Genomic DNA, 20,070 nt, shown 5'->3' with positions numbered 1-20,070 from the left:
GGGGGACCCGATGCCCGGTCACGACGAGGCTGTCCGGCTGCACGCCGACGCCTCGCTGGACGCACTCATCCAGACGCTCACCGACCAGGCGGGTCGCACCGCCGGGGCGGTGGACGCGCACGCCTGCGCCGCCGCGACGGTGCGGGGAGTGGACCGCTGGCTGGCGGCGTCCTCGGTCGGCGCGGCCCGCTGCGACGGCGCGCAGGACCGGCCGCGCCGGGGCCCGCGGTACCAGGTGCGGCTGACCGGGGACCCGGTGCTGCTGCCGGACCTGGCGGACCCCGACGTGCAGAGGCGGTGGCCGGTGTGGGCGCACGCCTGCCGGGTGCAGGGCTTCCGGTCGGCCGCGGTGGTCGCGGGGGTCCACCGTGACGTGACCGTGCACCTGTCGCTGTACGGGCGCCGCCCGGCCCGCTGGGACGAGGTCGCGGAGCGGGCCGCGGGCATCGCGGAGGGCATCGCGTCGGTGGTGCGGGCCCGCGACGAGGTGATCGCGCTCGCGCACACGATGGACGACCTGCTGGCGTGCAGCCGGTCCCAGCCGCTCATCGACCGGGCGGTCGGGGTGGTGATGGCGCAGCGCCGGTGCGACGCGGCCGAGGCGCTGGCGTACCTGCGGGACGCGGCCACCCACCGGGACGCCCGCGAGGTGGCCGCCGGGCTGGTCGCCGGGGCCGTGCCGGCGCCGGGCGTGGTCCCCGCCCCGCGCGACGTGGCGTGAGCCGCCGCCTGCCCGACCGCTGACCGCCGCCGCCGTGCGCCGCCCGGCCCGCGGGATGACACTCGCGGAGTCGCCGGGTCCGTCGGGGACCCGGGTGCAGAAGGAGGTGCGACGTGGCCGGACCCGGGGCTCACCGCCCGCGGTTCTTCACCGCGTACTCGTTCGCGATCGTCACCGGCACGCTGTTCCTGCTCTCGTGGGTGGGGCAGTTCGCGTTCCAGCTCGTCGAGTTCCGCAACGACGCGGCCGAGCACCAGCAGGCGTTCGCGTGGCCGGAGTTCTTCCCGGCGTTCCTGTCGTCGACGTTCGAGAACTGGCAGTCCGAGTTCCTCCAGCTCGTGTGGCAGGCCGCCGGGCTCGCCGTCTTCTACTACTGGGGCTCCTCCCAGTCGAAGGAGGGCGACGAGCGGCTGGAGGCGAAGATCGACCGCCTGCTGGTGGAGCGCGGCATCGACCCGGCGGAGTTCGAGTACCGCGAGGAGCAGGATGCGGAGCGCCAGGAGGGTCAGCGCTGACGGCACGGCCGGCCCGCGGGTGTTGGTACGGTCACGCCTCGTGACGGTGCACATCGACGGCGGCGACCTGGGCTGCGCCCGCCTCCTGGTCCTGCTGCGCGACCGCGCGCGCGAGCTGCCGGCCGGCACGGTCGTGCACCTGACGACGTCCGACCCGGTCGCGCCGGTCGACCTGCCGGCGTGGTGCCGGCTCACGGGGCACGAGTACCTGGGGCCGGTGCCGGACGGCCCGCCGCCGGCGACCTACGCGGTGCGGCTGGCCGCGGACCCGCGGGCGACGGACCCGGCGCGTCCGTGGCACCTGGCGCCGGGCGCCTGACCGCGGTCCCGCGGGCTCCGGGGCCCCGCGGGAGCCCCGGGGCGCCGGCGGGGGGTCAGTCGAGGCCCTCGGCCGACTCCGACTCCTCGATGCCCCGCAGCCAGTCGCGCTTCGCGGCGCGCCAGCCCTCGTCGTCGGTCCCCAGGCGCCAGTAGCCGGAGATCGACAGGTCGGCGGCGGGCAGGCGGCGCTCGACCCGCAGGTACCGCCGCAGGTCGCGCACCGCCCCGGCCTCCCCGTGCACGAACGCGTGCACCCGGCCGTCCGGCCACGGCAGCTCGCGCACGGCCTCCACCAGGCGCGCGCCGGGTGCGGCGTCGCCGGTGTGCACCCAGCGCAGCGCGACGCCGTCGGGCACGTGCAGCGCGACCTCCTCGCCGCGGTCGGCCACCTCGAGCACGGCGAGCCCGGACGCGGCGTCGCCGAGCCGCTCGAGCGCGACCGCGACGGCGGGCAGCGCGGACGCGTCGCCGACGAGCAGGTGGTGGTCGGCGCCCAGGTCCGGGCTGTACCCGCCGCCCGGCCCGACGACCGCGACCTCGTCCCCGGGAGCGGCGGTCGCGGCCCACGGACCCGCGAGGCCGGCGGTGCCGTGGACGACGACGTCGAGCGTCAGCGTGAGCTCCATGTCGTCCCACGCCCGCACCGTGTACGTGCGCAGGCGGGGCTGGTGCTCGGGCGGCAGGGCCTCCCGGGCGGCCGCCAGGTCGACGACGCCCTCGGGCGTGGTCCACAGCGCGAGGGCGTCCGCGCCGGTGACCGTGCGGCCGACGCCGGGCAGGAACACGAGCTTCACGTAGGAGTCCGCGGCCGCGGACGGCCGGAAGCCCGCGAGGCCCGGTCCGCCCAGGGTCACGCGGACCATCGCGGGCGTGAGGTGCTGGGTGCGCAGCACGACGGCGCGCAGCGCGGTGCGGCCCTTGCGGGGAGGGCCCGCGGGCGCGGCTGCGAGGTCGGGAGAGGTCACGGGGCACTTCCGGTCGGGGTGCCGGACGCCGGGCGGCGCCGGGGGAGGCGGCCCCGGGGTGTCGACCGCCGGTGACGAGCGTAGGTGCTGGTGCGGGGCCCCGTCACGTGCCCGGCCCGTGTCCGGTCACGTGCCCGGGCCCGCGTCCGGGCTCCGCCCGCCGGTGCGCCCTCAGCGCGCCGGGTGCGCCCGGCCCCAGGTGTCGATGTCCGCGTTGAGGCGGGTCAGCAGCCGCGCCAGCTCCGCGCGGTCGTCCTCGGGCCAGCCGTCGAGCACCTCGGCGTACACGCGCGCCCGGACGTCCCGCGTCGTCGCGAGGGCCTCGAGCCCGGCGTCGGTGGGGGCGACCAGCGTCACGCGGCCGTCGCCCGGGTCGGCGGTGCGTCGGACCTGCCCGGCCTGCTCCATCGCGAGCACCTGGCGCGTGACGGTCGAGGGGTCGAGGCGCAGGGCGTCGGCGATCGCGTTGACGCTGGCGGTGCCCTCGACGGCCAGGACGGAGAGCACGAGGTACGCGGACCGCTCGATCTCGCCGCGGGCGCGCGCCCCGGCCCGGCGGGTCCGGTCTGCGAGGCGCAGCAGCATCGCCACCTGGGCCTCGATCGTGCGCACCGCGTCGGCGGGCTGCTCCATGGTCACCTCGGGTCCTCGTCGTCGGCGTCGGCAGTCTGCCACGCGGTGCTGTGGCCGATGGCTGTATAGTACAGATAAACCCCCGACGACGAGCTTCCCCAGGAGACGTATGCCCAGCCGCCACCACGAACCGCACCGCACGGCGATCTACGCCACGGCCCTCACGGCGTTCTTCGCCATCGCGGGCATCGCCGTGGTGGACCCGATCCTGCCCGTCATCGGCACGGAGATCGGCGCCTCCACCTGGCAGATCGAGCTGCTGTTCACGGCGTACCTGGTCGTCATGGCGGTGGGGATGATCCCCGCGGTGATCGCCACCGGCCGGTTCGGGTACCGGGCCGTGCTCGCCACCGGCGTCAGCGTCGTCGCGGTCGCCTCGGTGCTCGCCTCGCTGTCCGGCTCGATCACCCAGCTCGCCGTCCTGCGCGGGCTGTGGGGCCTCGGCAACGCCATGTTCTTCGCGACGGCGATGGTGCTGCTGGTCGCGCTCGCGACGGACCGGGAGTGGGTCGTCGAGCTGTTCGAGACCTGCGTGGGCCTGGGCTTCGCCGTCGGCCCGCTGCTCGGCGGGCTGCTCGGCCAGATCTCCTGGCGCGTGCCCTTCGCGGCCTGCGGCGTGCTCATGCTGCTGGCGCTCGCGATGTCCGTCACCCGGCTGCGCGACCCGCAGGACCCGCCGACCCCGCTGCGGCTGCGCGACGTCCTGCAGCCCTACCGCCGGCCCGCGTTCCGCGCGCTGTGCGTCGTGACCGCGGCCTACAACTTCGTGTTCTTCGTGGTGCTCGGCTACACGCCGGTGTTCCTCGGCCTCGGCGTCATCCCGCTCGGCCTGGTGTTCACCGCCTGGGGCGTGGGCCTGGCCGTCGGCATCCTCGTGGTCGGGCACCGGCTCGCGCACCGTGTCGGCGCCGTCGCCACCGTGGGGGTCGCGGTCGGCGGGCTGCTCGTCGCGCTCGTCCTGCTGGCCACGAGCGCCGGGACCGCGGAGTCCGTCGTCGTCCTCGTGCTCGCGGGCGTGTGCATGGGCATCGCCAACGCCAACCTGACGGACCTGGCGCTCGGCATCGGCGGTGCCGAGCGGCGCACCACGACCGCGGCGTTCAACCTCGTGCGCTGGGGCTTCGCGGCACCCGCGCCGGTCATCGCCGGCCTGCTGCACCCCGTCAGCCCGACCGCCCCCTACTGGGTGGGCGCCGGCGTGCTGCTGCTCGGTGCCGTGGTGTTCGCCTGGAAGGGGCAGTCGATGGCGACCGCGGTGGGGGAGCGGCTGACGTGGCGCGCCTGGGACCGTGCGGCGCGCGCCGTGGAGGGCACGCCGGAGGAGGCCGTCGGCGAGGCCTGAGGCGTCAGCGCCCGACCAGGCCCGACTCGTACGCGAACACCACGGCCTGCACCCGGTCCCGCACGCCCAGCTTCGCCAGGATGCGGCCGACGTGCGTCTTGACGGTGGCCTCCGACAGGAACAGCCGCTGCGCGACCTCCGCGTTCGACAGCCCCTCGGCCACGGCCAGCAGCACCTCGCGCTCGCGCTGGGTCAGCTCGGCCAGCCGGGCGTCGTCGCGCGGCGGGGCGGCGTCCGCCGCGGCGCCCGGCAGCTCCTCGGCGAACAGCTCGAGCATCCGGCGCGTGACCCGCGGGGAGACCACGGCGTCCCCGGTCGCCACCGCCCGGATCGCGTCGGTGAGCTCCGCCGGCCGCGCGTCCTTGAGCAGGAACCCGCTGGCGCCGGCCCGCAGCGCGGCGAACGCGTACTCGTCCAGGTCGAACGTCGTGAGGATGAGCACGCGCGACGGCGACCCGGACGCGACGATCCGCTGCGTCGCCTCGATGCCGTTCGTCCCGGGCATCCGGACGTCCATGAGCACGACGTCGGGCTGCAGGGCGGCGACCTGGCGCAGCGCCTCCGCGCCGTCGCCGGCCTCGCCCACCACCGTGAGGTCGTCCTCGTCGTCGAGCACCAGCCGGAAGCCCATGCGCAGCAGCGGCTGGTCGTCGACCAGCAGGACGCGCACCGGGCCGGACGCGCCGCCCGGGCCCGTCGCCCCCGGCCCGGTGCCGGACCCCGTCGCGTCCCCGGTGCTGCTCACGTGCGCTCCTCGTCGTGCTCGTCGGTGGTGGTCGCGGTCCCGGAGTCCTCGGTGCGGAGCTCCACGTGCACCCGCCAGCCGCCCCGGTGCGGCCCCGCCGCCACGGAGCCACGGTAGACCGCGGCGCGCTCCCGCATGCCCACCAGCCCGCGCCCCGTCCGGACCGGCTGACCCGGCACGAGGGTCTCGGTGCCGCCGGCGTCGGTGCGCGTGGCCAGCGGGTCCTCGAGCCGCTCCGCGAGGCGCCCGCTGAGGCGCGCGCGCCGGCCCGGCTCCGGGTCGGGCTCCGCGACCGGGTCCGCGCCGCCGCCGTCGTCCACGACCTCGATCCCGATGCGGCCCGCGCCGTGCCGCACGAGCACGTCCACGCGCGCGCCGCTGCCGGCGTGGCGCAGCACGTTCGTCAGCGACTCCTGGACCACGCGGTAGACCGTCAGCGCCAGGCCGGCGTCCGCGGGGAGCGCGGGCCCCGCCGTGGTCAGGTGGACCGTGAGACCCGCGGCGCGGAACTGCTGCACCAGCGACTCCAGGTCGTGCGTGCCGGGCTGCGGCTCCAGCGGCACGTCCGCGCCGCGCAGCACGCCGAGCATCCGCCGCATGTCGTTGAGGGCGGACCGGCCGGTCTCGGACAGCAGGTCCAGCGCGGCCACCGCGTCGTCCGGGGACCGCCGCACGGCCACCCGCGCGCCGTCCGACAGGGCGATCATCACCGTGAGGCCGTGCGCGACCACGTCGTGCATCTCGCGCGCGATCCGGGTCTGCTCGGCGGCCGCGGCGAGCTTCGCGTGCTGCTCGCCGGCGTCGACGAGCTGCTGGTGCCGGTCGACCAGCGCACGGGTGTGCAGCCGGCGCGCCCGCACGTTCGCGCCGATCGCGAACGCCCCGAGGCCGACCAGGAGGAAGCTGGGCGCGTCCGAGGCGAGGACCGGCTGCGGCAGCGGCCGGACGTCGGTGCCCTCGGAGGTCGTCACCGTCACCGAGCCGGGCTCCGGCTCCGTCCGCCCGCCCCACAGCGCCAGGGCGCCGACGACCACCACCGTGGCGATGCCGAGCACCGACCAGGCGACGCGCTGCGGCCGGCTGGCCGCGACGACGTACAGCGCGAGCGCGAACCCCAGGTCGAACGCCCCGACGTGCCCGTCGACGAGCACCTGCAGCAGGCCGAGCGCGGCCATGGCGAGCGCGACGCGGACCGGCCAGCGCCGCCGGACGGCCAGCACGCCCAGCCCGGCGACGGTGAGCGCCAGCGACAGCGCGGTCGCCGCGGGGCCGCCGTCCAGCAGGACGCCGGTCGAGCCCTGCGGGCCGGCCTCCGACACGCCCGCCACCGCGTACACCAGGCAGACCAGCACGTCCGACGCGACCGGGTGCCGGGCGAAGAAGCGCCGGACGCGGCCGAGCCGCCGCGCGTCGAGCTCGGTGAAGGCCTGCGGGGCGGCATCCGGGGCCGGGCTCGTGCTCGGGCTCAGCGGGACCTCCGGGGGCGGCGGAGCGGACGGGTGGACGGCGTGGACGGGCGGGTCGGGACGGCGGCGGCCCCGCCCCGCCGGAGCGGGACGGGGCCACCCTGCCACGGGCGCGGCCGGGTCAGGCGTCGCGGCGCTTCGCGAGCACCAGCGCGCCGGCGAGCGCGACCAGGCCCCAGGCCACCAGCACCCCGAAGCCCTCCCAGGGGGACAGCGTGGCGTCGGGGCCGCCGTTCTGCACGAGCTGCGACCCGGCGGACATCGGCAGGTACGGGCTCACCTTCTGGAAGAACGTCCACGGGACCATCGCGAACACGCTCTCGACCACCAGCAGCAGGCCCAGCACGGTGGCGAGCGCGCCGGCCGAGTGCCGCAGGAGCGCGCCGATGCCGTACGCGAGCAGCGCGATCGCCGCGAGGTAGAGCGGCGCGCCGACGAAGATCCGCTGGTTCACGGCGTCGCCGAGGTCCACGCGGTACTGCTCGCCGAGCACGGGGTACGTCACGGCCCAGGACGCGAGGGTGCCGACCACGCCGGTGACCCACGCGACGACCACCACGACGAGGCCCTTGGCCAGCAGGGCCGGCGTGCGGGTCGGGGCGGCGGTGAGCGTGCTGCGGATCATCCCGGTCGAGTACTCGCCGGTGATGGTGAGCACCGCGAGCACGCAGATCGCGAGCTGCGCGAACTGGATGCCGCCGACGACGTCACCGGCGGTGAAGCGGCCGAGGTCCATGCCCCCGGACTCCATCTCCCGGGTGCCGAAGTACGCGATCATCCACGCGATGCCGGTCTGCGCGAGCACCGTGATGGGCAGCACCCACCACGTCGAGCGGACGGTCCAGAGCTTGATCCACTCCGAGCGGACCAGCCGCGGGAACGTGACGCGGACGTCGCCGGCGGCGCGGGACGAGCCGGCGCGGCGGGCGGCGGGGACGGTGGCGGTGGCGCTCATCGCCGGGCCTCCTGGCTGGTCGTGGCGGCGAGGGCCGCGGGGTCGGAGTGGTACTCGACGTCGTCGGCGGTCAGCGACATGTAGGCCGCCTCCAGCGACGCGGACACCGGCGTGAGCTCGTGCAGCACCAGGCCGTGCTGCGCGGCGAGCTCGCCGACGGCCGGGGCGGTGGCGCCCGCGACCTCCAGCAGGCCCGCCTCGACGGAGGTCACGGTGGTGTCGGGGCCGCGCAGCAGGTCGGCGAGCTGGGCCGCCTGGGGGCTGCGGACCCGGACGCTCGCGCCGGACGCGCCGGCCACGATGTCCGCCACGGGGGCGTCCGCGATGATCCGGCCGCGGCCGATCACGAGGATGTGGTCGGCGGTCAGCGCCATCTCGCTCATGAGGTGCGAGGAGAGGAACACGGTGCGGCCCTCGCCCGCCAGGTGCTTGACCAGGTTGCGGACCCACAGCACGCCCTCGGGGTCGAGGCCGTTGACCGGCTCGTCGAGGATCAGCGTGCGGGGGTCGCCGAGGAGCGCCGCGGCGATGCCCAGGCGCTGGCCCATGCCGAGCGAGAACCCGCCGACGCGCTTGCCGGCGACGCCCCGCAGGCCGGTCATCTCGATGACCTCGTCGACGCGCTTGCGGCCGATGCCGTGGGTCGCGGCGACGGCCCGCAGGTGGTTGGTCGCGGAGCGGCCCGAGTGCACCGCCTTCGCGTCGAGCAGCGCGCCGACCTCCGTCAGCGGGGAGCGGTGCTGCGCGTAGGGGCGGCCGTTGACCGTGACGGTGCCGGCCGTCGGGCGGTCCAGGCCCATGATCATCCGCATGGTGGTGGACTTCCCGGCGCCGTTCGGGCCGAGGAAGCCCGTGACCTTGCCCGGCTGCACGGTGAAGTCGATGCCGGCGACGGCGGTCTTGCTGCCGTACCTCTTGGTCAGTCCTCGTGCCTCGATCATGGTGTCCTCACTGGTGGGTTCCGGTACGTCACGACCGTACGGACCGGTGCGCCGGCGCGGAACGGTCGCACGGCCGAACCCGTCCGGCCCCGCGCTCGCCCGGGGGGACGACGCGGGTCCTCCTCACGGATGACCCGGTCGGGTCCGGGCTCCCGCGCAGGTCGCGTCGTGCGCCGGGGAACTTCCGGGGGCGGCGTGGCGTTCTAGGGTGGTGAACCACTGCCGGCTCGATCTCGAACCGACCCTGGAGGACCGATGAGCAACCCGGTGTTCAACAACAGCGCCGTCTTCGGCGACCCGCGCGCCCGCGGGAACCGGGCCGCCCGCCCGCAGCAGGGTGCCCCGACGGGCACCCTCGGCTCGACGGGCCCGGTCGTCGAGGCGTCGACGCTCGAGCAGATGTACGGCGCGCCGTCCGCGACCACGCGTGACACGCGCCGCCTGACCTACGACGACGTCATCGTCAAGACGGGCGGGCTGCTCGCGCTGCTCGTCGTCGTCGCGGCGGCGACCTGGAACCTGGCGCCCGGCATCTGGCCGATCGGCGCGATCGCCGGCCTGGTGCTCGGCCTCGTCAACGCGTTCAAGCGCGAGCCGAGCCCCGTGCTCATCACGCTGTACACGGTGGCGCAGGGCGTGTTCCTCGGCGGGATCAGCCTGGCGTTCCAGAACCTCACGTTCGACGGGCAGTCGACGCAGCCGATCGTGCTGCAGGCCGTCATCGCCACGTTCGCCACCTTCGGTGCCGCGCTGTTCCTCTTCAAGTCGGGCCGCGTCCGCGTCACCCCGAAGTTCACGCGCTGGCTGCTCATCGCGATGGTGGGCTACCTGGCGTACTCGCTGGTCAACGTCGTGATGTTCTTCTTCGTCGACAGCGACGGCTTCGGGCCGCTGCGCAGCGGTTGGCTCGGCGTCGTCATCGGCCTGGTGGCCGTCGGCCTGGCCGCCGCGAGCCTCATCATGGACTTCGACGCCATCAAGCGCGGCGTCGACCAGGGCGTGCCGAACAAGTTCGCCTGGTCCGCCGCCTTCGGGCTCATCGTCACCCTGGTCTGGCTGTACCTGGAGTTCCTGCGGATCCTCGCGATCCTCCAGGGCCGCGACTGACACCACCCCCACGACGGCCCCGCCGCCCGGCCCTAGGCTGGTGCGACGGGGCCGTCGCACGTCCCCGCCACCCCCTCGGCCGTCTGGAGTCCCGTGAAGTACGCGCAGCACGTCTCCGACCTCGTCGGCAACACGCCGCTGGTCCGCCTCAACACCGTGACCGCGGGCCTGTCGGCGACGGTCCTGGCCAAGGTCGAGTACTTCAACCCGGGCGGGTCCGCCAAGGACCGCATCGCCCTGCGGATGATCGAGGCGGCCGAGGCCTCCGGCGAGCTGCGGCCCGGCGGCACCATCGTCGAGCCGACCAGCGGCAACACGGGCGTCGGTCTGGCGCTCGTCGCCCAGCGCAAGGGCTACCGCTGCGTGTTCGTGTGCCCGGACAAGGTCTCGGAGGACAAGCGCGACGTGCTGCGCGCGTACGGCGCGGAGGTCGTCGTCACGCCGACCGCCGTCCCGCCCGACCACCCGGACTCCTACTACTCGGTGTCGGACCGCCTGGTCACCGAGATCGAGGGCGCCTGGAAGCCCAACCAGTACGCCAACGTCAACGGCCCCGCGAGCCACTACGACTCGACCGGCCCGGAGATCTGGGCCGACACCGACGGCCGGGTCACGCACTTCGTCGCGGGCGTCGGGACCGGCGGCACCATCACCGGCACCGGCCGCTACCTGCACGACGTCTCGACGGACCGCCCGGCGGCCGACGGCGGCCCGGTCCGCGTGGTCGGCATCGACCCGCAGGGCTCGGTGTACTCCGGCGGCGACGGCCGGCCGTACCTGGTGGAGGGCGTCGGCGAGGACTTCTGGCCGTCCGCGTACGACCCGGCGGTGCCGGACGAGATCATCCCCGTGTCCGACGCCGACTCGTTCGCGATGACGCGGCGCCTGGCCCGTGAGGAGGCGCTGCTGGTCGGCGGGTCGTGCGGGATGGCGGTCGAGGGCGCGCTGCGCCTGGCCCGCCGCCTCGAGGAGGACGACCCGGAGGCGGCGGCCCGCGCGGTGATCGTGGTGCTGCTGCCGGACAGCGGCAAGGGCTACCTGTCGAAGATCTTCAACGACCGCTGGATGCGGTCCTACGGGTTCCTCGACGCGGGCGAGGGCGCCGCCGTCGGCGACGTGCTGCGGACGAAGGACGGCAGCGTGCCGGCGCTCGTCCACACGCACCCCAACGAGACGGTCCGGGACGCCATCGAGATCCTCCAGGAGTACGGCGTCTCGCAGATGCCGGTCGTCGGCGCCGAGCCGCCCGTGAAGATCGGCGAGGTCGCGGGCGCCGTCTCCGAGCGCGAGCTGCTGGACGCCGTGTTCTCGGGCGCCGCCTCGCTGTCGGACCGCGTTGACCGGCACATGTCGGCGCCGCTGCCGCTCATCGGGTCCGGGGAGACGGTCGGCTCGGCGCGCGAGGCGCTGCAGAAGCACGACGCGCTCATGGTGGTCGACGACGGCGTGCCGGTGGGCGTCCTCACCCGGCACGACCTGCTGGCGTTCCTGGCGCGCTGAGCGCCGCGGGCGTCCGGCGGGGCGCCCGCCCCGGTCACGCTCCCAGGACGTGCCGGTCGACGAACGCGTTGCGGAACGTGCCCTCCGGGTCGGTGCGCGCCACCAGCGCGCGGAAGTCGTCCAGCCGCGGGTAGAGCGCGCGCGGGTCCGAGTCGGGCGCGCCGAGCGAGGCGAACAGCTTGCCCCAGTGCGGCCGCGCCCCGAGCGGGGCCAGCGCGGCCTCCAGGCGGGGCAGGACGGCCTCGACCTCGCGCTGCCGCGGCTGCCACGTGAAGTGCAGGGCGACCCGGTCGCCGCCGGACGCCGTGCTGAGCCACAGGTCGTCGCCCGCGACGGTGCGGACCTCCGAGACCTGGAGCAGCGGCGCGACGACGGGGGCGAGGGCCCGCAGCGCCTCGAACGCCTCGGCGGCGCGCCCGCGGGGGACGAGGTACTCGGACTGCAGCTCGTCGCCGTTGCTGGGCGTGAACTCCAGCCGGAAGTGCGGCAGCCGCTCGTGCCACGGACCGGGGACGCCGAGCTGCTCGGTGCAGTGCACGGGGTCGATGCCGGGCAGGGGGTGCAGCGGGCCGGGCGCCGGGCGCGCGCCGAACAGCTCGGTGCGTCGCTCGTAGCCGGCGCCGGCGGCCAGGCGGGTCTTGCGCCAGACCTGCTGCACCGCGGGGCCGGTCCAGTCGGTGAACAGGCTCACGGAGTCGGCGGACCCGGTCACGTCGTCCAGGTGCTCCAGCGCGACGTCCCACGGCAGGTCGGTGTGGACCTCCTGCGCGACGTCGTACGTCGGCTCGACGTCGAGCGTGACCCGCACGACGACGCCGAGCGCGCCGAGCCCGACGACGACACCCGGGAAGTCGGCGTCCCCGCGCGCGACGTGCCGCAGCGTGCCGTCGGCGGTCACCAGGTCCACCGCCGCGACGGCCGCAGCGAGGTTCCGGGACCGGTCGCCCGACCCGTGCGTGGCGGTGGCGACCGCCCCGGCCACCGAGATGTGCGGCAGCGAGGCGAGGTCGTGCAGGGCCCAGCCCTGCGCGTGCAGGACGCGGGCGAGCGCCCCGTAGCGGGTTCCGGCGGCCACCGACACCGTCCGGGCGCCGGCGTCGACGCGGACGTCCGGGTCGAGCCCGTCCAGCCGGACCAGGTCGTGCTCGGTGTCCGCGAGGTCGTTGAAGCAGTGCCGCGTCCCGAGCGCCCGCACCCGCCGCGCGCCCGCGACCACCTCCTGCACCTGCTCGACGGTCCGCGGCTCGTGCACGCGCGCGGCGGCGTAGGTGAGGTTCCCGGCCCAGGTGGTCAGCGACATCGGTGCTCCCGTCCCGGCGGGCGCCCCTCGCCCGCCGGGACGACGCTAACCCGTCGCGCGCCGGGCGGCCGGTCCCCCGGGTTCGCGGCGACGGCCCGGGAGCGGGCAGGATGGGGGAGTTCAGCCCACGACCGAGGAGACGTCATGTCCACCCTGCCCGAGGCCACCGGATCGTTCGGCGAGAAGCCGACCCTGACGTTCCCCGAGGGCGAGGCGCCCGCCGAGCTCGAGGTCGTCGTCCTCGCGCCCGGCGACGGCGCGCTCGTCGAGGCCGGCGACGACCTCGAGGTGCACTACCTGGGCCAGACCTGGGGCGGCCACGTGTTCGACAACTCGTACGACCGCGGGTCCTCGATCTCGTTCCCGATCGGCGTCGGCGCCGTCATCGGCGGCTGGGACGAGGGCCTGGTCGGCCAGCCCGTCGGCTCGCGCGTGCTGCTGTCGATCCCGCCGCACCTGGGCTACGGCGACCGCGGCGTGCCGCAGGCCGGCATCCGCGGTGGCGACACCCTGGTGTTCGTCGTCGACATCGTCGGCACCCGCTGACGCCACCGCCCGTCGTCGCGCCGCCGCCCGCCCGCGCCCGGGAGGGCGGCGGCGCGACGTCCGGACCCGCCCGGCCCCCGCTCCGCCCCGATCAGGAGACCCCCATGCCCACCCCGCACATCTCCGCGCAGCCCGGCGACTTCGCCCCGGACGTCCTCATGCCGGGCGACCCGCGCCGCGCCACCCGGATCGCGGAGACGGTGCTGGACGACGCGCGGCTGGTGACCGAGGTGCGCGGCGTCGTCGGCTGGACGGGGACCTGGCAGGGCCGGCCGGTGTCCGTGATGGCCTCCGGGATGGGCGTGCCGTCCATCTCGATCTACGCCACCGAGCTGTTCCGGTTCTACGGCGTGCGGCGGATCATCCGCATCGGCACGGCGGGCGGCATGCAGCGGCACCTCGAGCTCGGCGACGTCGTGGTCGCCACCGCCGCGCACACCGACTCCGGCGTCAGCGCCAACCGGCTGCCGGGGCTGCACTACTCCCACGCCCCGAGCTTCGCGCTCGCGTCCGCCGCGGTGGCCGCCGCGCGCGACGTGGAGGGGGCGCGCGTCCACGCCGGGCCGGTGCTGACCTCCGACGTGTTCTACGCGGACCGGCCGCAGCTCATGCAGGCGCTGGTCGAGCACGGCACGCTCGCCGTCGAGATGGAGGCCGCCGGGCTGTACGCGGCCGCCGACCGGGAGAAGGCGGAGGCGCTGGCGCTGCTGTCCGTCTCGGACTTCACGTTCCAGGCGGCCGAGCTCGACGCGGACGAGCGCGAGCGGCTGTTCCAGCACGCGGTCGGCATCGCGCTGCGCGCGTTCGCCGCCACCGACTGACGCGCCGTCAGGCCGGCCCGGCCACCACGACGCGGGTGCCGACCGTCCGCAGCACCGCCAGCGGGGACGTCACGCCGTCCAGCAGGACGCCGCACTCGTCGGACGGCCACTGCACCCGCACGGCCCTGCCGTGGGCGTCCACCAGGTAGACCTGCGGCTGCGGCAGCCACACCGCGGCGCAGACCTGGTCGGGCCCCGCGACCCGGCTCGGGCGCGCGAGCTGGGCGAGCAGGGGACCGAGGTCGCCGGCCAGCTCGACCTCCGTGACCGCGACGGCCGCGGGGGACGGCTCGGGCGCCCCGGGCGCCGCGGGGAGGTCGCCGAGGTCGACCGCCTCGCCCTCGGGCACGGTCAGGAACCCGGGCGCCGGCTCCGCGTCGCCACCGGGTGCGGCCGGTCCGGGCTGCACCGGTCCGTCGAGCGGGCCGCGGCAGTGCACGGCCGAGACGGGGATGAACCCCTCGGGGACCGACCCCGCCGCGGGGGCCGGGCGGTCGTGGCCCTCCGGCGGCGTCAGGCCGAGTCCCCACAGGACGTCGGTCGCGAGGCAGTCGGGGGCGGCCGCGACCTCCGCGGCGGGCGGTCGCTCGGTCGCCGCCCCGCAGCCGGTGACGGCGAGCAGCGCGGGCAGCCCCAGGGCGAGGGCGGCACCCGCCCGGCGACGGGCGCGGCGGGCGTGCCGGTCGCTGGGCGCCGCGGCGCGGTCGCACGGGTCGGGCAGGTCGGGCAGGTCGGGCAGGTCGCGCGGCTCGCGCAGGGGACGGGACCCGCCGGTCGGGGCGACGGCGGGGACGGCTCGGGTCGCGGACGGCACGGGTCTCCTCGGCGGTCAGTCGAGCAGGCGGCGCAGCCGGCTCTTCTTCTCGTTCTCCCGCACCACCCACGCGACGTCCGGGTCGGTGGTGGTGCGCAGGGCGGCGAACGCCGGCAGGCCCGCGCCCGGGTCGCCGGCCACCGCCACGCTCCAGCAGTACCCGAGCGCCTGGCGCAGGGTGCGGACGTCGGGGTGGCGGCGCGCGTCCGCCGGGAGGGCGGCGAGCGCGTCGGTGGCCGTGGTGCACGCGGACAGGGCGGCGGCCGCGGTCGCCGGGTCGCGCAGCAGCCGGGGCTCGCACACACCCGCGACGGCCGCACGGCGGACCAGCGGGTGGGCGTCCGCGGCCCAGTCGGCGACGACCCCGCGCAGGTCCGCCGGCCGGTCGTCGCCGAGGCGCTGCAGGGCCATCGCGGTCGCCTCCCGCACCCGCCACAGCGGGTCCGCGGCGCGGTCGTGCAGCAGCGCGAGCAGGTCGCGGGCGCCGTCGTCGTCCCCGGCCGCCAGGGCCTCGACGAGCAGCCGTCCCGCGCCGACGGTCCCGCAGCAGCGCAGGTACTCGTCCGGGTCGTCCGCGAGCGCGAGCACCAGGGGAGCGGGCGCCACGTCGGCGAACGCCGCCATCACCTCGAGGTTCCCCCGCGGGCCCGGCAGCCCGGAGTGCTGCGTGAGGTAGCCCGGCACCTGCCCGGGGGGCAGGGCGCGCAGCGCGGCGCGGTGCTCGTCGACCTTCGTCACACCAGGTCACGGTACGCGGACGCCGCGGCGCCCGGGGTCGTTCCCGTCCCCGGGCGCCGCGGCGTCGTGGTGCTGCGGCTACGCGTCGAGCGGCCGCGGGCAGGACACGCCGGTGCCGCCGAGCCCGCAGTACCCGTTCGGGTTCTTGTCGAGGTACTGCTGGTGGTAGTCCTCGGCGTAGTAGTACGTCCCGGCCTCGGCCGCGGGCCGCACCTCCGTGGTGATCTCGCCGTACCCGGCGCGGGTCAGCCGCTCCTGGTAGGCGGCGAGCGTCTCGCGCGCCGCGGCCTCCTGCTCCGGCGTGGTCGGGTAGACCGTCGACCGGTACTGCGTGCCGCGGTCGTTGCCCTGCCGGAACCCCTGCGTCGGGTCGTGCGACTCCCAGAACGTGCGCAGCACGTCCGCGTCCGACACCACCGACGGGTCGTAGGCGACCTGCACGACCTCGGCGTGCCCGGTCAGGCCGGTGCACACCTCCTCGTACGTCGGGTACGGCGTGTACCCGCCCTGGTAGCCCACCGACGTCGCGACGACGCCCGGCAGCTGCCAGAAGACGCGCTCCGCGCCCCAGAAGCAGCCGAGGCCCAGCGTGATCGTGCGCGTGCCCTCCGGCCACGGCCCGCGCAGCGGCGTGCCGAGCACGGTGTGCGTGGCGGGCACGGTGTACGCGTAGTCCTCGCGGCCGCGCAGGGCGCGCTCCGGCGTGACCATCGTGGTGGCGAGGGCAGATCCGAACAGCCAGCTCATGGTGACTCCCTTCCTCGGGTCCGACGCTCTCAACCGGGCCGCGCGCCCGCGTGTTCCCGCCCGCTCCGACCGCCTAGCCTGGCCCTGTGACTGACGAGACGCACCCCACGCTGCCCGGATCCGGCGACCTCGCCGCGCACACCGACGACGGCGACTGGTCCGGGGCCGGCTTCGCGACGCGGGCCATCCACGCCGGGCAGGAGCCGGACGGCGCGACCGGCGCGGTCGTGACGCCGATCTACCAGGTCTCGACCTACAAGCAGGACGGTGTCGGCGGGCTGCGCGGCGGCTACGAGTACTCCCGCTCGGGCAACCCGACGCGTGCGGCGCTCGAGGAGGCGCTCCGTGCGGCGGAGGGCGGCGGCGCGGGCTTCGCGTTCGCGTCGGGCCTCGCGGCGGAGGACACGCTGCTGCGCGCCGTGCTGCGGCCCGGTGACCACGTGGTGGTCCCGGACGACGCGTACGGCGGCACGTACCGCCTCATCGCGCGGGTGTTCGGTCCGTGGGGCGTCGAGCACACGCCCGTGGGCCTGTCCGACCCCGACGCCGTGCTGGCCGCCATCCGGCCCGGGCAGACCAAGCTCGTGTGGGTGGAGACGCCGACCAACCCGCTGCTCGGCGTCTCCGACATCGCGGCGCTCGCGGCCCACGCGCGGGCGGCCGGCGCGGTGCTCGTCGTCGACAACACCTTCGCGACCCCGTACCTGCAGCAGCCGATCGCGCTCGGCGCGGACGTCGTCGTGCACTCCACCACCAAGTACATCGGCGGCCACTCCGACGTCGTCGGCGGGGCGCTGGTCGTCGCCGACGGGGCGCAGCTCCCGGTCGGGCTCGAGGGGCCGACCGGCACGACCGCCCTGGCCGACGCGGTGGCGTTCCACCAGAACGCGTCCGGCGCGGTCGCGGGTCCGTTCGACGCGTGGCTGACGCTGCGCGGCCTCAAGACGCTCGCGGTGCGGATGGACCGGCACTGCGCGAACGCCGCGGCGGTCGCGCGGTTCCTCGCCGACCGCGACGACGTCGGCGACGTGCTGTACCCGGGCCTGGACTCGCACCCGGACCACGCCGTCGCCGAGCGTCAGATGTCGGGCTTCGGCGGCATGGTGTCGTTTCGGGCCGGCAGCGCCGAGCGCGCCGCCCGGGTGTGCGCCCGCACCCGCGTGTTCACGCTCGCGGAGTCGCTGGGGGGCGTCGAGTCCCTCATCGAGCTGCCCGCCCGCATGACGCACGGCTCCGTGGTCGGCACGGACCTGGAGGTCCCCGACGACCTCGTGCGGCTGTCCGTGGGCATCGAGGACGAGGCCGACCTGCTCGCCGACCTCGCGCAGGCGCTCGCGTGAGCGCGCCCGGCCTGCCCGGGAAGGGCTGGCGCAGCCGCGCCCGGAGCCGCCGGGCCGTCGCCGCCGAGCCGGCGCCGGTGCTCCACGAGGGCGACCTGACGTCCGGCGCGACGCCCCGCGGCTGGAGCGCCGAGCAGTCGGTGACGCCGTCCGTGCGCGCGGCCGCCGCGTGGTCGTGGCGGTTCCTGCTCATCGTGGCCGCCGCGGCGGCGGCGCTGTGGCTCATCGGCTACTTCCAGATGATCGTGGTGGCCGTCGCCGTCGCGCTGCTGCTGACGGTGCTGCTCACGCCCGTGGCCCGGTGGCTGCGGCGGGTGGCCCGCTTCCCGCGCGCCCTGGCGTCGATCACGTCCGTGCTGCTCCTGCTCGCGGCCGTCACCGGGCTGGTCGTCATCGCCGGCCGGTCCATCGCGGCGGGCTTCGGCGACCTGTCCGACCAGGCGTCCCAGGGCGTCGACGAGGCGCTGCGGTGGCTGTCCGACGGGCCGCTCGGCATCGACACCGTCCAGCTCGACCAGCTCGTCCAGCAGGGCCGGGACCAGATCTCCGCCAACGCCGACGCCCTGCTGTCCGGCGCGCTGTCCGTGACCACCACGGTCGGGCACGTCGCCGCCGGCGCGCTCATCGCGCTGTTCTGCACGTTCTTCTTCCTGCTCGACGGGCGCACCATCTGGTCCTGGGTGGTCGGGCTGCTGCCGTCGTCCGTGCGGGAGCGGGTGCACCAGGCCGGCCGCCGCGGCATCGTCACGCTGTCCGGCTACACCCGCACGCAGATCCTCGTCGCCCTGGTCGACGCCACCGGCATCGGCCTCGGCGCCGCGATCCTGGGGGTGCCGCTCGCGCTGCCCCTGGCGACGCTGGTGTTCGTCGGCTCGTTCATCCCGATCGTCGGCGCGATCGCGACGGGCGCCGTCGCGGTGCTGGTCGCGCTCGTCGCCAAGGGCTGGGTGATCGCGCTGATCATGCTGGGCGTCGTGCTCGCGGTGCAGCAGATCGAGGGCCACGTGCTCCAGCCGTTCCTCATGGGCCACGCGGTGTCGCTGCACCCGGTCGCGGTGCTGCTGGTCGTCGCCGCGGGGTCGATGGCCGCCGGGATCGTGGGCGCCCTGTTCGCCGTGCCGATCGCCGCCGTGCTCAACACCGTGGTGCTGTACCTGCACGGGCACGACAAGTTCCCGCAGCTCGGCACGGACGACCACCCGGACCTGCGACCACCCGGCCTGTTCTCGCGGCGCGGCGCCGGCGGGGCGGACGCCCGTGTCTGAGCGGACCGACGTGAGCTTCCTGGAGGACGCCCGGGCGGCCGCGCGCCTGCTGGACGGGGTGGCCACCCGGACGCCGGTGGAGTCGTCCCGGGCGCTGTCGCAGGTCGCCGGCGTCCCGGTGCACCTCAAGTGCGAGAACCTGCAGCGGGCCGGGTCGTTCAAGATCCGCGGCGCGTACGTGCGCATGTCGCGGCTGTCGCCCGAGGAGAAGGCCCGCGGGGTCGTCGCCGCCAGCGCCGGCAACCACGCGCAGGGCGTCGCGCTCGCCGCGCAGCTGCTCGGCATCGACGCGGTCGTGTACATGCCGGTCGACGCGGCGCTGCCGAAGATCGCCGCCACGAAGGAGTACGGGGCGGAGGTGCGCCCCCACGGGCACAGCGTCGACGAGGCGCTCGTGGCCGCCCGCGCCGAGGCCGAGCGGACCGGGCGGGTGCTCATCCACCCGTTCGACCACGCGGACATCGTCGCCGGGCAGGGCACGCTCGCGCTCGAGATCCTCGAGCAGGTGCCCGACGTCCGGACCATCGTGGTGCCGCTCGGCGGCGGCGGGCTCGCGGCCGGCATCCAGGCGGTCGTCGCCGAGGCGGCGCCCCACGTCCGGGTGATCGGCGTCCAGGCGGCCCGCGCGGCGGCGTACCCGGCGTCCCTCGTCGCGGGGGAGCCCGTGCCGGCGCCCGAGCTGCACACCATGGCCGACGGCATCGCGGTCGGCACGCCCGGACGGGTGCCGTTCGACGTGCTGCGGCGCCACGCCTGCGAGGTGCGCACCGTCTCCGAGGAGGACCTGTCCCGGGCGCTGCTGCTCGTCGCGGAGCGCGCGAAGCTGCTCGTCGAGCCGTCCGGCGCCGCCGGGGTCGCGGCCGTCATGGCCGCCGGCGCCGGGGACCTCGAGGGAGCCGTGGTGGTCGTGCTGTCCGGCGGCAACATCGACCCCCTGGTGCTGCTCCGGGTCGTCCGGCACGGGCTCGCCGTCTCCGGTCGGTACCTGCAGCTGCGGGTGCGCGTCCACGACACCCCGGGCGCGCTCGCGGGGCTGCTGCGTGAGCTCGCGGCCGCCGGCGGCAACGTCATGCACGTGTCGCACGTCCGCACCGGGGTGGACCTGGAGATCGACGAGGTCGAGATCGAGGTCCAGGTGGAGACCAAGGGCCCCGAGCACTGCGCGCGCCTCCTGCAGAGCCTGCGCGACGCCGGCTTCCGCCTGTCCGAGCACTGACCCCCTGGCGCGAGCTCGGCGCGGCCGCGAGGTCGTCAGTCCGGGCCGAGGTCGTCCCGCCCACCTGACGAC

At 76.1% G+C, this 20,070-nt stretch carries 21 protein-coding genes; 11 read left to right on the top strand and 10 right to left on the bottom strand.

Translation table 11 applies throughout. The annotated features are described in order from the left end of the window. Positions 1-10: 10 nt before the first annotated feature. The 3 genes from P9841_RS06200 to P9841_RS06190 all read left to right on the top strand — a co-directional run bounded on the left by P9841_RS06200 (position 11) and on the right by P9841_RS06190 (position 1,555). Positions 11-721, top strand: coding sequence for an ANTAR domain-containing protein (locus P9841_RS06200; protein ID WP_283321160.1), 711 nt, complete (start codon positions 11-13; stop codon positions 719-721). A gap of 113 nt (positions 722-834) precedes the next feature. Next, complete coding sequence (locus P9841_RS06195) at positions 835-1,236, top strand: DUF6766 family protein (protein ID WP_283321159.1); 402 nt, start codon at positions 835-837, stop codon at positions 1,234-1,236. A 40-nt stretch (positions 1,237-1,276) separates the two neighbouring features. Continuing rightward, complete coding sequence (locus P9841_RS06190; RefSeq protein WP_283321158.1) at positions 1,277-1,555, top strand: sulfurtransferase TusA family protein; 279 nt, start codon at positions 1,277-1,279, stop codon at positions 1,553-1,555. A 55-nt stretch (positions 1,556-1,610) separates the two neighbouring features. Here P9841_RS06190 and P9841_RS06185 read toward each other — a convergent pair whose 3' ends face one another. Both P9841_RS06185 and P9841_RS06180 read right to left on the bottom strand, forming a co-directional pair. Continuing rightward, a complete protein-coding gene (locus P9841_RS06185; protein ID WP_283321157.1) occupies positions 1,611-2,522 on the bottom strand; it encodes a siderophore-interacting protein in 912 nt (303 codons plus the stop codon). Positions 2,523-2,693: 171 nt separating this feature from the next. Beyond that, positions 2,694-3,155, bottom strand: coding sequence for a MarR family winged helix-turn-helix transcriptional regulator (locus P9841_RS06180; protein WP_283321880.1), 462 nt, complete (start codon positions 3,153-3,155; stop codon positions 2,694-2,696). A gap of 109 nt (positions 3,156-3,264) precedes the next feature. Between P9841_RS06180 and P9841_RS06175 the strand changes: the two genes are divergently transcribed. Continuing rightward, positions 3,265-4,497 carry an MFS transporter gene (locus P9841_RS06175; protein ID WP_283321156.1) on the top strand — a complete coding sequence of 411 codons (1,233 nt, stop codon included), beginning with the start codon at positions 3,265-3,267 and terminating at the stop codon, positions 4,495-4,497. Between the two features lie 4 nt (positions 4,498-4,501). Here the strand turns inward: P9841_RS06175 and P9841_RS06170 are convergent, their stop codons facing one another. From P9841_RS06170 to P9841_RS06155, 4 genes are all read right to left on the bottom strand, one after another. Then, complete coding sequence (locus P9841_RS06170; RefSeq protein WP_502848865.1) at positions 4,502-5,128, bottom strand: response regulator; 627 nt, start codon at positions 5,126-5,128, stop codon at positions 4,502-4,504. A 110-nt stretch (positions 5,129-5,238) separates the two neighbouring features. Then, on the bottom strand, positions 5,239-6,816 hold the full coding sequence (locus P9841_RS06165) for a sensor histidine kinase (protein ID WP_283321155.1): 1,578 nt from the start codon (positions 6,814-6,816) through the stop codon (positions 5,239-5,241). Positions 6,817-6,829: 13 nt separating this feature from the next. Beyond that, complete coding sequence (locus tag P9841_RS06160) at positions 6,830-7,663, bottom strand: ABC-2 transporter permease (RefSeq protein ID WP_283321154.1); 834 nt, start codon at positions 7,661-7,663, stop codon at positions 6,830-6,832. After that, positions 7,660-8,604 (bottom strand): ABC transporter ATP-binding protein, encoded by a 945-nt coding sequence (locus tag P9841_RS06155; protein ID WP_283321153.1) that lies wholly within the window; start codon positions 8,602-8,604, stop codon positions 7,660-7,662. Before P9841_RS06155 ends, P9841_RS06160 begins: the two co-directional genes overlap by 4 nt. A gap of 255 nt (positions 8,605-8,859) precedes the next feature. Between P9841_RS06155 and P9841_RS06150 the strand changes: the two genes are divergently transcribed. Next, positions 8,860-9,711 (top strand): Bax inhibitor-1/YccA family protein, encoded by an 852-nt coding sequence (locus tag P9841_RS06150; protein WP_283321152.1) that lies wholly within the window; start codon positions 8,860-8,862, stop codon positions 9,709-9,711. A 93-nt stretch (positions 9,712-9,804) separates the two neighbouring features. Beyond that, positions 9,805-11,211, top strand: coding sequence for a cystathionine beta-synthase (locus P9841_RS06145; protein ID WP_283321151.1), 1,407 nt, complete (start codon positions 9,805-9,807; stop codon positions 11,209-11,211). A 34-nt stretch (positions 11,212-11,245) separates the two neighbouring features. On the opposite strand, the gene P9841_RS06140 is transcribed toward P9841_RS06145, so the two are convergent. Beyond that, positions 11,246-12,511 carry an FAD-binding protein gene (locus tag P9841_RS06140; protein WP_283321150.1) on the bottom strand — a complete coding sequence of 422 codons (1,266 nt, stop codon included), beginning with the start codon at positions 12,509-12,511 and terminating at the stop codon, positions 11,246-11,248. Between the two features lie 144 nt (positions 12,512-12,655). Between P9841_RS06140 and P9841_RS06135 the strand changes: the two genes are divergently transcribed. Next, positions 12,656-13,057, top strand: coding sequence for an FKBP-type peptidyl-prolyl cis-trans isomerase (locus P9841_RS06135; RefSeq protein ID WP_283321149.1), 402 nt, complete (start codon positions 12,656-12,658; stop codon positions 13,055-13,057). Positions 13,058-13,161: 104 nt separating this feature from the next. Further along, entirely contained in the window at positions 13,162-13,878 is a 717-nt protein-coding gene (deoD, locus tag P9841_RS06130; protein ID WP_283321148.1) for a purine-nucleoside phosphorylase, read from the top strand. A gap of 7 nt (positions 13,879-13,885) precedes the next feature. On the opposite strand, the gene P9841_RS06125 is transcribed toward deoD, so the two are convergent. The 3 genes from P9841_RS06125 to msrA form a co-directional block, all read right to left on the bottom strand. Continuing rightward, positions 13,886-14,692, bottom strand: coding sequence for a hypothetical protein (locus P9841_RS06125; protein ID WP_283321147.1), 807 nt, complete (start codon positions 14,690-14,692; stop codon positions 13,886-13,888). A gap of 15 nt (positions 14,693-14,707) precedes the next feature. Continuing rightward, on the bottom strand, positions 14,708-15,430 hold the full coding sequence (locus tag P9841_RS06120; RefSeq protein ID WP_283321145.1) for a HEAT repeat domain-containing protein: 723 nt from the start codon (positions 15,428-15,430) through the stop codon (positions 14,708-14,710). Positions 15,431-15,508: 78 nt separating this feature from the next. Then, positions 15,509-16,177, bottom strand: a complete 669-nt coding sequence (gene msrA, locus P9841_RS06115) for a peptide-methionine (S)-S-oxide reductase MsrA (RefSeq protein ID WP_283321144.1) — start codon at positions 16,175-16,177, stop codon at positions 15,509-15,511. 110 nt (positions 16,178-16,287) lie between these two features. On the opposite strand from msrA, the gene P9841_RS06110 reads away from it, so the two are divergent. The 3 genes from P9841_RS06110 (at position 16,288) to ilvA (ending at position 19,998) form a co-directional block, all read left to right on the top strand. Beyond that, complete coding sequence (locus P9841_RS06110) at positions 16,288-17,517, top strand: cystathionine gamma-synthase (RefSeq protein ID WP_283321878.1); 1,230 nt, start codon at positions 16,288-16,290, stop codon at positions 17,515-17,517. A gap of 95 nt (positions 17,518-17,612) precedes the next feature. Then, positions 17,613-18,782 carry an AI-2E family transporter gene (locus P9841_RS06105; protein WP_283321877.1) on the top strand — a complete coding sequence of 390 codons (1,170 nt, stop codon included), beginning with the start codon at positions 17,613-17,615 and terminating at the stop codon, positions 18,780-18,782. Beyond that, a complete protein-coding gene (ilvA, locus tag P9841_RS06100; RefSeq protein ID WP_502848571.1) occupies positions 18,775-19,998 on the top strand; it encodes a threonine ammonia-lyase in 1,224 nt (407 codons plus the stop codon). The genes P9841_RS06105 and ilvA overlap by 8 nt, the downstream gene beginning before the upstream one ends. The last annotated feature ends 72 nt before the right edge of the window (positions 19,999-20,070 follow it).

This window comes from Cellulomonas sp. ES6 (assembly GCF_030053835.1).
Taxonomy (GTDB): Bacteria; Actinomycetota; Actinomycetes; order Actinomycetales; family Cellulomonadaceae; genus Cellulomonas.
Note: the sequence above shows the minus strand (reverse complement) of the source record. Positions and strands in the feature narration are given on the sequence as shown.

Bases quoted from the DNA above. Each gene is read 5' to 3' on its own strand.
- P9841_RS06150 (WP_283321152.1), top strand. From the start codon at position 8,860: ATGAGCAACCCGGTGTTCAACAACAGCGCCGTCTTCGGCGACCCGCGC.
- P9841_RS06160 (WP_283321154.1), bottom strand. From the start codon at position 7,663: ATGAGCGCCACCGCCACCGTCCCCGCCGCCCGCCGCGCCGGCTCGTCC.
- P9841_RS06170 (WP_502848865.1), bottom strand. From the start codon at position 5,128: ATGGGCTTCCGGCTGGTGCTCGACGACGAGGACGACCTCACGGTGGTG.
- deoD (WP_283321148.1), top strand. From the start codon at position 13,162: ATGCCCACCCCGCACATCTCCGCGCAGCCCGGCGACTTCGCCCCGGAC.
- P9841_RS06175 (WP_283321156.1), top strand. From the start codon at position 3,265: ATGCCCAGCCGCCACCACGAACCGCACCGCACGGCGATCTACGCCACG.
- P9841_RS06140 (WP_283321150.1), bottom strand. From the start codon at position 12,511: ATGTCGCTGACCACCTGGGCCGGGAACCTCACCTACGCCGCCGCGCGC.
- msrA (WP_283321144.1), bottom strand. From the start codon at position 16,177: ATGAGCTGGCTGTTCGGATCTGCCCTCGCCACCACGATGGTCACGCCG.
- P9841_RS06155 (WP_283321153.1), bottom strand. From the start codon at position 8,604: ATGATCGAGGCACGAGGACTGACCAAGAGGTACGGCAGCAAGACCGCC.
- P9841_RS06200 (WP_283321160.1), top strand. From the start codon at position 11: ATGCCCGGTCACGACGAGGCTGTCCGGCTGCACGCCGACGCCTCGCTG.
- P9841_RS06180 (WP_283321880.1), bottom strand. From the start codon at position 3,155: ATGGAGCAGCCCGCCGACGCGGTGCGCACGATCGAGGCCCAGGTGGCG.
- P9841_RS06135 (WP_283321149.1), top strand. From the start codon at position 12,656: ATGTCCACCCTGCCCGAGGCCACCGGATCGTTCGGCGAGAAGCCGACC.